This is a genomic window from Allochromatium palmeri, from assembly GCF_009720725.1.
Taxonomy (GTDB): domain Bacteria; phylum Pseudomonadota; class Gammaproteobacteria; order Chromatiales; family Chromatiaceae; genus Thermochromatium; species Thermochromatium palmeri.
Genome location: NZ_WNKT01000002.1, coordinates 134581 through 145849, shown reverse-complemented (window position 1 = coordinate 145849; position 11269 = coordinate 134581). Strand labels below are relative to the sequence as shown.

Sequence of the window (11269 nt, the reverse complement as noted above, 5' to 3'; positions counted from 1 at the left end):
CCGGCCCCCTGTTGGGAGCGAATTCTATAGAATTACGCCAGACACGGCTTCAGACCAGGTGATCGGAATGCGACGACACGGCGGCGAGGCACTCATCGGCTTGATTCTGCTCGGACTTCTGGTCTGCGCTCCGGCGCTGGCCGATCCTGGCTCCGGGGCGCGTATCTGGACCGCGCCGCTCACTCCCCAGCCCGGCCAGCCGCTGGAGGTCTTCGCCGTAGCGACCGATGGCGCGCTGGATGTGCTGATGGTGACGGATCCGGCGGGTCGCACACAGCGGCTGCGCGCACTCGCCACTGGCGGACCGCCCTGGAGTCTCTATGGCACCATCTTTCGTCCCGAGCGCGGCACCTATCGCTTCGAGGCGAGCCGCGACGGCCAGATCATCGCGCGTACCGAGATCACAGTCGGCGGCGGCACCAGTGATCGTGGCCGTGGTCAGTGGGATCTGGCCGCCGAAGCGCTCTATGCGGCCTGGATCGAGCATCTGTTCAATGCCCCGCCCGATCAGTCACTGAGCTTCGAGTCGCTTACGCCCGTGCTGAGCGATCCGGCGCAGAACTTCCTGTTCAACTATCTCGGCGCCAACGAGGACAACGCACTGCGCTCCGAGCCGGATTGCGCTGACCTGCCCTATTATCTGCGCACCTACTTCGCCTGGAAGCTCGGCCTGCCCATCGCCTATCGCGCCTGCAACCGTGGCAGCCGCACCAGCCCGCCGCGCTGTGAAGCGCCCATTATCGACACCCGCTTCGTCGGCACCCGCGCCCCGCTCAGTGCCTTCCGCGAGGCCACCCGCCGACTGGTCAATACCGTACATTCGGGCAGCGCGCGCACGGCCTTGAACGCCGAGGCCACGGACGTCTATCCGGTTGCGCTCAGTCGCGAGGCGCTCTGGCCCGGCACGCTCTATGCCGACCCCTATGGTCACATCCTGCTCCTGGTCAAATGGCTGCCGGGCGACGGACGCACCAGCGGGCGTCTGCTGGCCGTCGATGCCCAGCCGGACAACTCGGTGGCGCGCAAACGCTATTGGGAGGGGAATTTCCTGTTCGCCCGGACCGCGAGCGCCGGTCCAGGCTTCAAAGCCTTCCGGCCGCTGGTGCCGAGTGGATCCGGCTGGCGGTTGCTCTCCAATGCCGAACTGGACGGGTACTCCGGTCGCCCGGCCTTCTCGCTGGAGCAGGCCCGTCTCGATCCAGACAGCTTCCATGCGCGCGTCGACGGACTTATCAATCCACGCGGACTCGATCCCGCCGCGGCCTACGAGTCGGTCCTGGAAGCACTGATGGAACAACTGGAGACCCGCGTAACCTCGGTCGACACCGGCGAGCGTTACATACGCGAACATCCGGGCACGGTCGTGCCCATGCCGAGCGGCCCGGCGATCTTCGAGACCGTCGGTCCCTGGGAGGACTATTCGACCCCCTCGCGCGACATGCGACTGCTGATCGCCCTGAAGGTGGTCGCGGGACTGCCCGAGCGCATCCGCCGTCATCCCGAACTCTATGCGCTCGACGGAGAAAGCGCGGCAAGTGCGGCTGACCGGGTCGCGCGCCTGCACGAACAGCGGCTCGACGACCGCGCCATCAGCTATACGCGCAGCGATGGCCGTTCCTGGCGTCTGAGTCTGCGCGAACTCTATGCACGGCGCGCCAACCTGGAGGTCGGCTACAATCCCAACGATTGCGTCGAGATCCGCTGGGGTGCGACACCGGGCAGCGCCGAGGCTGAGACCTGCCGACGTCGCGCTCCGGGCGATCAACAGACGCGGATGGAGCAATACCGTGCCTGGTTCCGCGAGACCACCCGGCCACCGCGCTGATGAGGATTCCGATGCGCTGTTTCGATAGCAAGACCCGACCTGGACCCTGTCTCCGAGCCAGCCGCGCGGGCGCGCTGGCGGCGCTGATCGTCAGTCTGGCCCTGATCTCCTGCGCCGTGCCGCCCGAGTCGGTCGAACCGGGCGCGCGCGAGGGCACCTGGATCGGGCGTCCCATCGGCGCACCGCCGACACCGAATCCGGCACTCAAGCGCGCCATCATCACCCGCGCCGAGCAGGAATGGACCTACTTCGGCCGTCAGGAGGTCGTTTTCAAGGGATCGGTGGAGAGCATTCCGCGCGTCGGCGACTGGGAGGATGATGGACCGCAGCAGAGTCGTCGGGTCAATGCCTATTGGCGCGCCGTCGGTGAACCTAGACTGACCGGCATGGACTGCCAGAAACCCTGGTCGGCCGCCTTCATCAGTTGGATCATGCTCAACGCGGGCGTCCCGGCGTACCAGTTCCGACCCTCGATCGCCCACTGGACCTATCTGGCCGACCTGATCGAATCCGCGAGCCTGCCCGGACGCTATTTCGTGCCGCGTCGCATCCAGGACTACAGCCCCGAGCCTGGCGACTTGATCTGCGCCTACCGCGCGCCATCACGGGTGGCCCTGGTCGATGGCTATGTACGCGCCGGCGCGCTTACCGGGGTCAGAGCGCATTGCGACCTGGTGACCGGCAAGCAGGGCCAGACCCTGGAGGTCATCGGCGGCAATGTGCGCAACTCCGTCTCCAAGGTCCAGCTCGAACTCGACGCCCAGGGACGCTTGCAGCCGGTTCCGCGCCGCCCCTGGTTCCTGATCATGCAAAATCGACTGTGATCACTACATCCACAGCCTCACCATGCGCCGGGCGTGCGCGATCGCTCTGGGCCTGGTCTATCGGGAGAGACTCCATGTTTCGATTCGCCGCCATCGCCACCCTGGCCTCGTCAGTCCTGATCGGAGGCTGCCTGCCGCCGCCGCCCGGTCACTTCGGGTCGTTCGTCACGCCGGTCACACCTGATGAATATGGCCAGCGTCTGTGCCGGCATCTCGATCTGGAGGACTATTCAGGCTGTCTGAGCGAGGTGCTCGACTATTTCGAGGCCCCCAGACCGGACGATCTGCCCTACGGCCGGAACTCGAACGCCGGGCCGATCGCGATGGTTCTGGACCAACAGGTCTATCTCGGTCGCTATGACGCCACGCCACTGGTCACGCGCTTTCGCGTCACCCAGGGTGAGAAATACTGCCAGGGCGGCTATGACGCCTTCGCCGGCTCGACCGACACCATCCTCGCGGTCCGCTGCTCCGATGGGCGTCGTGGCCGCGCCGATCTGACCTCGGCGCTCGATGGGCGCAACGGCATCGGGCGTCTCGAACTGGAGGATGGCACCCAGGCTAAGATCGTGTTCGGCTATACGGCGCTGGGACAGGCTGAACCCTATCCCTATGTACACTGGAGCGATCCCAACGACTAACCCGAGACCTCGCCCCGCAACTGCTGGGTGAGTTTCTGGATTTCGCGCTGCATCTCCAGGCTCTCGAAGGGGCGCAGCGCGGGTGCCTGGCGGTTCAGCAAGCCTTCCAGCAGCAACTGGCTCGATCGCACCAGACTGACCAGCTCGCCCGAGACCCGGACCGTTTCATAGGTGTTCCAGGCGGCGGCAATGTCCTGCTCCAGTTCCTGACGGGCCTGACGCACCTGTCCGGCCTGATCGACCAGATATTGACGATAGAACCCGGCCGCCTGGAGCGTGAGTTGCTGGGCCTGGAGATTGCCCTCCAGCAGGGCGCGCCGACCGGGCGATTCGAGCAGGAGACGCTCAGTGTCGACGACAAGCGTCTGGGTCTGGCCGACGATGTCGTCGATCTGAGGCAGATAGCGCTCGTCGATCGCTTCCTCGATCTGGACGTGCATCCGATCGAGCGACTTGAGCAGCACCACATAGAGTCCGTAGTAGCGCCGCGCGCTCTGTAGATCCTCGCCGCTCTGCTCCAGCAGTTCTTCCAGTTGCAGGGTGATCGATTTGATGTTGTCGAACAGGATGCCGAGATCGACCAGATTGTCACCGACCACGGTCGCCAGCAGCAGGTCGAGCTGCTCGTCCTCCAGCTTCAGGCCGATGGCACGCAGCGACTGGGCAAACTCGCGCTTGAGTTGCTCGATCTCCTGGTTGGCGTGCTGGATGTCGGCCTCACGCGCGTCGATGAGCGCGTCATAGTCGGCGACGGTCTTTTTGAAGGTCGATTCGGTCGGGGCCGTGACCCGTTGTTGACGATGGTCGGCGATTTCGGCGCGCCACTGGACGATCTGTTCTTGCAGAACCTGGATGCGTTCGCGGTATTTGAGCGCCGGCGACACCGAGAGGATCGCAACGGCCTCGTCGAGCAGGGTGTCGATCTCGGCCTGATTGGCTTTCTGATCGGGACCGAACCAGGCGCTCTCCGGCAGTGTCTGCTGACGTTGCTCCAGGAGCAGTGCCTGGTCGAGCGTCGGCAGGGCGCGCTGCCAGATTTGATTGAAGCCCGGCTCCTGGTCGTCGAGCAGACCGCGCGCATCGCGCATCGCCTGCCCGGCCAGGTCGCGCGACTGATCCCACCAGCCGGCGGCTCGTTCGCGTGTCTGGGACCAGAGATCGGCGCCGGCCTCCGAGGACTCTGCGGTCTGCGCCCTGGCCACTGGGGCCAGGATCAGGAGACTGAGCGTCAGCGCACCGGCGAATCGTGTCGAAGAGTGAAACATAGCCAAGCCCTCTCGGCAGCGAGGTGGATGGATAGCGCGTATCTTCGCATGGAACGCCGGCCGGCCACCACGCGACCGGGAGCGTTTGAGTTCCAGTCAGGTCTCTGCTAATCTCCGCGCTCGCTCCGACGGCACCCGCTGTTGCAGCGAGCGTTATGGTGGCCCGTACCGGTCCCCTCGCAACGTGAAACCGTGAACCCGGTCAGGCCCGGAAGGGAGCAGCCGCAGCGGTGGAATCGTGTGCCGGGGTGTGGCTGGCGCGGGTCGCCACCCATCCCATCCATGCCGCGTCCATCCGCCACGCCCCGCGATTCCTCCACGCCGTCCAAGCCCGGACTGATATAATCGCGCCATGTCCTATCAAGTGCTTGCCCGCAAATGGCGTCCCCGGTCGTTCGACGATATGGTCGGGCAACAGCATGTCGTGCGCGCGCTCTCCAATGCGCTCGACCGCGATCAGCTCCATCACGCCTATCTGTTCACCGGCACCCGCGGCGTCGGCAAGACCACGCTCGCCCGCATCCTGTCCAAGGCACTCAACTGCGAGCAGGGAGTCAGCTCCAAGCCCTGCGGGGTCTGCTCGGCCTGCCGCGAGATTGATAGCGGGCGCTTCGTCGATCTGCTCGAAGTCGATGCCGCCTCGCGCACCAAGGTCGACCAGACGCGCGAGCTGCTCGAAAACGTCCCCTATGCTCCGGCGCGGGCGCGCTTCAAGGTGTATCTCATCGACGAGGTACACATGTTCTCGGGCCACAGCTTCAATGCGCTGCTCAAGACCCTGGAGGAGCCGCCGCCGCATGTGAAGTTCCTGCTCGCGACCACCGACCCGCAGAAGATCCCGGTCACGGTGCTCTCGCGCTGTCTCCAGCTCAATCTGCGCCGACTGCTGCCGGGCGAGATCGTCGACCGGCTCCGCTATGTGCTGGAGCAGGAAGGGCTGGCGTTCGAATCATCCGCCCTGCCCCTGCTGGCGCGCGCCGCCGATGGCAGTCTGCGCGATGCGCTCAGTCTGCTCGATCAGGCGATTGCCTTCGGCGGCGGACGGGTCGTCGAAGCCGAGACGCGCGCCATGCTCGGCACCGTCAGCGGCGATCTGGCGCTCGACATCCTCGATGCGCTGACCGAAGGCGATGGCGCGGCCGTGCTGGCCGCCGTCGAGCGCGTGGCGGCGATGACGCCTGATTTCGCTGAACTGCTGCGCGAGCTGATCCTGCTCCTGCACCGACTGGCGCTGATCCAGCAAGTGCCCGCGACCCTGGCGCCGGATGACCCGGATCGCACCCGAATGCTGGCACTCGCCGAGCGGCTGGCACCCGAGGATGTGCAGCTTTGCTATCAGGTGGCTCTGACCGGTCAGACCGATCTGCCGCTCGCGCCCGATCCACGCACCGGGCTGGAGATGGTGCTCCTGCGCGCACTTGCCTTCCGACCGGTCCCCGGCGCACAGCGGCCAGCCGGCTCGCCACGGCTCGCCACGGATACGGATCACGCACCGCCACGCTCGGCCCCCAGCGAGGCCGCGCCGACCACAGCGGCGACGCCGAGCGCGCGGCCGGCACCGCCTCAGCCACCCAGCGCCCCGGAGCCGACGCCCATCCAGTCCGGCACGCAGCGACTCGACAGCGCCGCCGACTGGCAGCAGCTCGCGGAGCGCCTGTCGATCGGCGGCATCGCCAATCAGCTTGCTCACAACTGCGCCTTTCGCGGATACAGCAACGGGCGGCTCAGTCTCCAGCTCGACCCGGCCGCCGAACGTCTGCGCGTCCCCAGCACGGTCGCGCGTTTCAAAAGCGCCCTCGAACAGGCGCTGGGCGGCCCGATTGATCTGGACATCCAGGTTGCACGTCCCGAGCAGGAGACACTGGCGCAACGACACGCGCGCGAGGCCGGGGAGCGCCAGCAGACAGCCGTCGAGCAGATGCAAACCGACTCGGTCGCGCAATCACTGCGCGCGAACTTCGAGGCAGAATGGGCGCCCGGCAGTATCCGTCCAGCCGACTGAGACGCGTGTTGTACGACTCGCGTCTTGTCCGATGCAAATTTCAGGCATGATTGACCCCGGCGGGTTCGATCGGTCGAATACCAGCGTCCGGAGCCGCCGGGCGCATTGTCACAACCTCTGAGGTGAACACATGAAGGCACTGGGTGGCCTGCTCAAGCAGGCGCAAAAGATGCAGGAAGACATGCAGCAGGCACAGGCGCGTCTGGCACAGGAAGAAACGATCGGCGAGGCCGGCGGCGGCTTGGTCAAGGTAACCCTGAACGGCCAGCATCAGGCCAAGAGCGTTGAGATCGACCCCTCGCTCATGGGCGACGACAAGGAGATGCTGGAGGATCTGATCACGGCGGCCATCAATGCCGCCAGCCAGCGCATCGCCGAGAAGACCAAGGAGACCATGTCCGAGCTGACCGCCGGCATGCCGCTGCCGCCGGGCATGAAGCTGCCCTGGTCCTGAGCGGGTGGGCGAGCGTTCGCTGCTGAATCAATTGATCGAGGCCCTGCGCTGTCTGCCGGGCGTCGGTCCCAAATCAGCGCGACGCATCGCCTTCTATCTGCTGGAACGCGACCGCGAGGGCGGCGCGCGTCTGGCGCGCGTGATGGCCGAAGCCATGGTCGCGATCCGGCGCTGTTCGCGCTGCCGGACCCTGACCGAGCACGAAGTTTGCGCGCTCTGTGCCAACCCCAAACGCGACGGGTCGCTGCTGTGCGTCGTCGAACAGCCCTCTGAGGTGGTGGCCATCGAGCAGGCAACCGATTATGGTGGCCGTTATTTCGTGCTCGGCGGACGGCTCTCGCCGCTCGACGGCATCGGCCCGGACGAACTCGGACTCGATGTGCTGGAAGTGCGCTTGCGTGACGAGGCGATCGCCGAGATCATCCTCGCCATCAGCCCCACGGTCGAGGGTGGCGCCACGGCGCACTTCATCGCCGATCGCGCCGCGCGTCACGGTGTCCGTGTGACCCGCATCGCCCACGGCGTGCCACTGGGCGGCGAGCTGGAGTACGTCGACGGTGGCACCCTGGCGCTGGCCTTCTCCGGACGGCGGGCGTTGGATTGACCGTCAGAAGACAGCACGGCGTGGCGACAACAGCCGTGAGCCTGTTTTCAGGCACTCGCCTCAACATCTTTCATGGAGTCAGACGATGTCCGACACCCTTTTTGGCAAGATCGCGTCCGGTGAAATCCCCGCCGACCTCGTCTACAAAGACGAGGATGTCGTGGCCTTCCGTGATATCAGCCCGCAGGCCCCCACACACCTGCTGGTGATTCCGCGCAAGCCGATCCCGACACTCGACGCCGCCGGTCCGGAGGATGCCGAGCTGCTTGGCAAGCTGCTGCTGGTCGCGGCTCAGGTCGCGCGTGAGGCCGGTATCGCCGAGCGCGGCTACCGCACGGTTATCAACTGTAACGCCGAGGCTGGACAGACCGTTTTCCATCTGCATCTGCACGTCCTTGGCGGCCGTCCCATGCAATGGCCGCCGGGCTGATGAGGCGCCGACGGCATCGTCCGTATTTCGCTTTAGGCACAGTTCGCCTATCTTAGGCAGAATGCGTGCCGAACACAGCCGGAGACCAACAGCGCTCGTCGCTCAATCCCAACGACATGGCCGAAAAACCGACTTCTTCAATAACAGATGCCGATGGCGCTGGCCCCTTTGAACTCAAGGCGGCCAGCTTCACCCTGCCCATTATCCGCCTGCTCGACAACGACATCGAGACCGTGGCGTTGCGGCTGGGAGCCAGGGTGGAGAAGGCGCCGGACTTCTTTCGCAACACGCCGGTGGTGATCGATCTGAGTGATCTGGCCGAAAACGCGGAGCCAGTGGCCCTGCCCCAGCTCGTTGGCGTGTTGCGCGGCTATGGGATGATTCCCTTCGGTGTGCGCGGCGCGAACGCCGATCAGGCCGCCGCGGCCGAGGCGCTCGAAATGGCGATCCTGCGTGATTCCTATGTGCGACGCACCCGCCAGCTTGGTGAGTTGGTGGCGGACATGGACCCCGAACCTGCGCCTACCACGGTGTCCAAGACACCCAAGGCGCCTGATAAGGCCCCACAGCCGCCCACCGAACCCGCTCAGCCGCGCGCGGCCGGACAATCCGGCTTCATGCTGATCACCAAGCCGGTGCGCTCCGGCCAGCGTATCTATGCCGCCGGCGGAGATTTGTCGATCATCGCGCCGGTCAGCTCGGGCGCCGAGCTGATGGCCGATGGCAATATTCATGTCTATGGCCCGTTGCGCGGACGCGCGCTCGCGGGCATGAGCGGCAACATGGAGGCGCGCATCTTCTGCCACGACCTCCAGGCCGAACTGATTTCAATCGCCGGACACTATCGTGTCAGCGAAGGTATCCCCAATGAATTGCGTGGCGTCCCGGTCCAGATCTTTCTGGATCAAAAAATCCTGCGCATCGAGAAGCTCTGAACGTCTCCCGAGCCGTTAAACGGATCGGATACCCCCAAAGGAGGGTGTGACCTTGGCAAGAATCATCGTGATCACCTCAGGTAAGGGCGGGGTTGGCAAAACCACCACCGCCGCCGCCCTGTCCATGGGGTTGGCCCAGCGCGGCAAGCGCACGGTCGTTATCGACTTCGATGTCGGTCTGCGCAACCTGGATCTCATCATGGGTTGCGAGCGGCGCGTCGTCTATGACTTCATCAATGTCATCAACGGCGAGGCCAACCTCAATCAAGCCCTGATCCGCGACAAGCGCTGCGACAGCCTCTATGTGCTGCCCGCTTCGCAGACGCGCGACAAGGATGCACTAAGCAAGGAGGGCGTGGAGCGCGTGCTGGGCGATCTCTCGGACAACTATGATTTCATCGTCTGCGATTCGCCGGCCGGTATCGAGCATGGCGCCAACATGGCCATGTACTTCGCCGATGACGCCATCGTCGTGACCAACCCCGAGGTATCCTCGGTGCGCGACTCGGATCGCATGCTCGGCATTCTCTCCAGTCGCTCGAAACGCGCCGAGGAGAGTCTGGAGCCGATCCGCGAGTATCTGCTCCTGACCCGTTACGACCCGATGCGCGTGGCCAATGGCGAGATGCTGAGCGTCGACGACGTTCAGGAGATCCTCTCGCTCAAGCTGCTCGGCGTGGTTCCTGAGTCCAAGGCGGTACTCAATGCCTCCAACGCCGGTATCCCGGTCATCCTCGACCGCGAAAGCGATGCCGGCCAGGCCTATGGCGACATGGTGTCGCGCTATCTGGGTGACGATGTTCCGCACCGTTTCCTGCATCCGGAGAAAAAAGGCTTGCTGAGCCGCATCTTCAAGGGGTGAACCATGGGTCTGCTCGACTATTTCGCATCCTCGCGCCCCAAGGGGGGGAACGCCACCCTGGCCAAGGAGCGCCTGCAAATCCTCGTTGCCCATGATCGGGTCGCGCGGGACAAGCCTTCCTATCTGCCGCAGCTCCAGCAGGAGATCCTGGCGGTGATCCGCAAATACGTCGAGGTCGACATGGATGCCGTCTCGGTGACCTACGAGCAGGAAGAGTCCCACGAAGTGCTGGAACTCAATATTATCCTGCCCGAATCGGCCTCGACGTCCGGCGCCTGAGTTATCGCAACAACTGCTCGATCACCCGTCCGTAGATGCGGTGCAGCTGATCGAGATCCTCGACCGCGACGCATTCATCGACCTGATGGATGGTCGCGTTGAGCGGTCCGAGTTCGAGCACCTGCGCCCCGGTCGGAGCGATGAAGCGTCCGTCCGAGGTGCCGCCGCTGGTCGAAAGCTCAGTCTCGATACCACAGACTTCACGGATGGCCGCGCGTGCAGCCTCGACCAGCTCGCCGGCGGGTGTCAGGAAGGGGTTGCCCGAGAGACGCCAGGAGAGTTCGTAGTCGAAATCGCCCTGATCCAGGATGGCGCGCACGCGGCGCTTGATGGTCTCGGGATCGAGTTCGGTCGAGAAGCGCAGATTGAACTGCGCTTCCAGCCGGCCCGGAATGACATTCTCAGCGCCCGTGCCCATGTTTAGATTGGCGATCTGAAAACTGGTCGGCGGGAAGTGATCGTTACCCTGATCCCAGACCTCGGCGCAGAGTGCCGCCAGCGCGCCGGCGGCGGCATGGAAGGGGTTCATGGCCAGATGCGGATAGGCCACATGCCCCTGCTTGCCGTGGATGGTCAGAACGCCCGACAGACTCCCGCGCCGCCCGTTCTTGATCGAATCGCCCAAGCACTCGCGGCTCGACGGCTCGCCGACCAGGGCATAGTCGATGTGCTCGCCGCGCTGCTGGAGCCGCTCAATGACCTTGGCCGTGCCATTGACCGCCGGCCCCTCCTCGTCGCTGGTGAGCAGGAAGGCGAGCGAACCTGGATGCTCCGGGTGCGCGGCGACGAAGGATTCGACCGCCGTCACCATGGCCGCAAGCGAGCCTTTCATATCCGCCGCACCCCGACCATGCAGCATGCCGTCGCGGATCACTGGATCGAAGGGATCCGAGTCCCAGAGATCCAGCGGCCCGGCCGGCACCACATCAGTATGTCCGGCCAGACAGAGTAACGGGCCTTCACTTCCGCGCCGCGCCCAGAGGTTCGTGACCTCGCTGAACGGCATCGGCTCGATGACGAAGCCGATCGCCGCCAGACGCTCGGCGATGAATTCCTGACAGCCCTGATCCTCGGGCGTAACCGAGGGGCGGCGGACGAGTTCACAGGCCAGTTCGAGCGTGGGCGACATGGCGGCAACCTCCGATCGA

Annotated in this window: 12 protein-coding genes and 1 other RNA gene; 11 read left to right on the top strand and 2 right to left on the bottom strand. The window is 65.1% G+C overall.

The features are described 5' to 3' along the window. Positions 1–67 precede the first annotated feature (67 nt). From GJ668_RS02020 to GJ668_RS02010, 3 genes are all read left to right on the top strand, one after another. Positions 68–1825 carry a hypothetical protein gene (locus GJ668_RS02020; RefSeq protein WP_155448445.1) on the top strand — a complete coding sequence of 586 codons (1758 nt, stop codon included), beginning with the start codon at positions 68–70 and terminating at the stop codon, positions 1823–1825. Positions 1826–1836: 11 nt separating this feature from the next. Beyond that, on the top strand, positions 1837–2649 hold the full coding sequence (locus tag GJ668_RS02015; protein WP_155448444.1) for a DUF2272 domain-containing protein: 813 nt from the start codon (positions 1837–1839) through the stop codon (positions 2647–2649). A 74-nt stretch (positions 2650–2723) separates the two neighbouring features. After that, a complete protein-coding gene (locus GJ668_RS02010) occupies positions 2724–3290 on the top strand; it encodes a hypothetical protein (RefSeq protein WP_155448443.1) in 567 nt (188 codons plus the stop codon). Here the strand turns inward: GJ668_RS02010 and GJ668_RS02005 are convergent. Continuing rightward, positions 3287–4555, bottom strand: coding sequence for a hypothetical protein (locus GJ668_RS02005; protein ID WP_155448442.1), 1269 nt, complete (start codon positions 4553–4555; stop codon positions 3287–3289). The genes GJ668_RS02010 and GJ668_RS02005 overlap by 4 nt on opposite strands. Before the next feature lie 166 nt (positions 4556–4721). On the opposite strand from GJ668_RS02005, the gene ffs reads away from it, so the two are divergent. The 8 genes from ffs (at position 4722) to minE (ending at position 10121) form a co-directional block, all read left to right on the top strand. Then, an RNA gene (gene ffs / locus GJ668_RS02000) (signal recognition particle sRNA small type) lies at positions 4722–4818 on the top strand. A gap of 89 nt (positions 4819–4907) precedes the next feature. After that, positions 4908–6557, top strand: coding sequence for a DNA polymerase III subunit gamma/tau (gene dnaX / locus GJ668_RS01995; protein ID WP_155448441.1), 1650 nt, complete (start codon positions 4908–4910; stop codon positions 6555–6557). A gap of 130 nt (positions 6558–6687) precedes the next feature. Continuing rightward, positions 6688–7011: a YbaB/EbfC family nucleoid-associated protein gene (locus GJ668_RS01990; RefSeq protein ID WP_155448440.1), complete on the top strand. Its 324-nt coding sequence runs from the start codon at positions 6688–6690 to the stop codon at positions 7009–7011. Positions 7012–7015: 4 nt separating this feature from the next. After that, a complete protein-coding gene (recR, locus tag GJ668_RS01985) occupies positions 7016–7615 on the top strand; it encodes a recombination mediator RecR (protein ID WP_186342826.1) in 600 nt (199 codons plus the stop codon). A gap of 85 nt (positions 7616–7700) precedes the next feature. Next, positions 7701–8045 (top strand): histidine triad nucleotide-binding protein, encoded by a 345-nt coding sequence (locus GJ668_RS01980; protein ID WP_155448439.1) that lies wholly within the window; start codon positions 7701–7703, stop codon positions 8043–8045. Between the two features lie 116 nt (positions 8046–8161). Beyond that, positions 8162–8980, top strand: coding sequence for a septum site-determining protein MinC (gene minC / locus GJ668_RS01975; protein ID WP_155448438.1), 819 nt, complete (start codon positions 8162–8164; stop codon positions 8978–8980). 52 nt (positions 8981–9032) lie between these two features. Beyond that, positions 9033–9842 carry a septum site-determining protein MinD gene (gene minD / locus GJ668_RS01970; protein WP_155448437.1) on the top strand — a complete coding sequence of 270 codons (810 nt, stop codon included), beginning with the start codon at positions 9033–9035 and terminating at the stop codon, positions 9840–9842. Positions 9843–9845: 3 nt separating this feature from the next. Continuing rightward, complete coding sequence (minE, locus tag GJ668_RS01965) at positions 9846–10121, top strand: cell division topological specificity factor MinE (protein ID WP_155448436.1); 276 nt, start codon at positions 9846–9848, stop codon at positions 10119–10121. A gap of 1 nt (position 10122) precedes the next feature. On the opposite strand, the gene dapE is transcribed toward minE, so the two are convergent. Beyond that, positions 10123–11250 carry a succinyl-diaminopimelate desuccinylase gene (gene dapE / locus GJ668_RS01960; protein ID WP_155448435.1) on the bottom strand — a complete coding sequence of 376 codons (1128 nt, stop codon included), beginning with the start codon at positions 11248–11250 and terminating at the stop codon, positions 10123–10125. Positions 11251–11269 lie beyond the last annotated feature (19 nt).